A 1,384-nucleotide genomic window follows, 5' to 3' on the forward strand; every position below is an offset into this window, starting at 1 on the left:
TTTACTGAGTCTCTCGCGCGAAGGAGGTTGAAAATGGCAACCAGCGTGACAGATAGTGGCTTAGCAACAAGCACGATGATTTTGGATGGCGACTTCGACAAAATCGACTTCCGAGGAGAACTCGTCGACGGGCACCTCGTCGCAAAAGGAATTCTCGCAGACCAAGCGGCGATGGATTCTATCCCAGTAGGGATATACGTTCTCGAAAAGGATGCCACCGTCGTCAAGTGCAACAAAGCTGCAATCGCGGGTTGGGGACGCACGCCGTCTCTGGGAACCTCGGAAAAGTATTGCGGGTCACACCTTCTTCGTTACCCCTCAGGAGAAGTGATGCCGCACGAACTTTCACCATCTTCCATGGTGATCAACAACAGCGGCACCGTTCGGAACGCCGATGTGATTTGCGAGCAGCCCAACGGTAATCGTCTTCTGGCGCTCGTTAATGTCTTTCCAATTCGTGACAACGAGGACGAAGTGATCGGAGCCGTCAACGTTTTCCGTCACAATACCAGCAAGACTGTTCCTGGCTTACTCTCCGAGTCTGCAAGTAGTTCTAACTCCAAGATCGGTGAGGGCGAGCAGTGAGGCTCCCCCTTCGCCGCTTCGGGCTGGACTAGCATATTGATAGGTCGCTTCTCGGAATGCGGGGTACCAGAAACCCAATGTTTGGCTATGTCCGCCGCAACCCGGCTGACCGCGTTGCAGGCCCCGAAAATTACTACGTGCGCCAACCAGGCCGCGCTATACTTTGCGGTGGAGCTATTTGTGCAATCGAACGAGCGACGCGAACGGGAGCGTGAGATGCGTGCCGCTGGGCGGCTGCCCCCAGGACAGTCGCTGACGCTCAAGTGGCCGGTGCTGCATGTGGGCTCGGTGCCGCTCTTTAGTCCCAGGACGTGGGATTTTCGCGTGTTCGGCCTGGTAGAGGAGCAGCTGCGGCTTTCGTGGGAAGAGCTCTCCAATCTGCCGCAGAGCGAAGTATTTGCGGACATGCACTGCGTCACGTGCTGGAGCCGGTTCGACAACCGTTGGGAAGGATTGCTCGCGACAGAATTGATGAAGCGAGTGAAGTTGCGGCCAGAGGCGCGGCATGTGATGGTCTATGGCGAGAACAACTACACGGCAAACCTGCCACTCTCGGATTTTCTGCGCCCGACGACGATTTTGGCCCTGCGGCATGACGGCGAACCCCTTACGGCAGAGCATGGCTACCCGCTGCGCCTCGTGGTGCCAAACCTCTATGCGTATAAGAGCGTGAAGTGGGTGCGCGGGATCGAGTTGTTGGATCGCGAATCGCCGGGCTTATGGGAATTTAACGGATATCACATTTACGGCGACCCGTTCAAAGAGCAACGATCTTCGAGCTGAACATCGGGACGCTGGA

Annotated in this window: 2 protein-coding genes; both read left to right on the plus strand. The window is 56.5% G+C overall.

All coding sequences use genetic code 11. The annotated features are described in order from the left end of the window. Window positions 1-585 (plus strand): PAS domain-containing protein (locus tag OZ411_RS42830; protein WP_282532781.1); only part of this gene is annotated, 585 nt, incomplete at its 5' end. An 87-nt stretch (window positions 586-672) separates the two neighbouring features. Beyond that, on the plus strand, window positions 673-1,368 hold the full coding sequence (locus OZ411_RS42835; protein ID WP_282532782.1) for a sulfite oxidase-like oxidoreductase: 696 nt from the start codon (window positions 673-675) through the stop codon (window positions 1,366-1,368). The last annotated feature ends 16 nt before the right edge of the window (window positions 1,369-1,384 follow it).

Source organism: Bradyrhizobium sp. Arg237L, from assembly GCF_029990105.1.
Classification (GTDB): domain Bacteria; phylum Pseudomonadota; class Alphaproteobacteria; order Rhizobiales; family Xanthobacteraceae; genus Bradyrhizobium.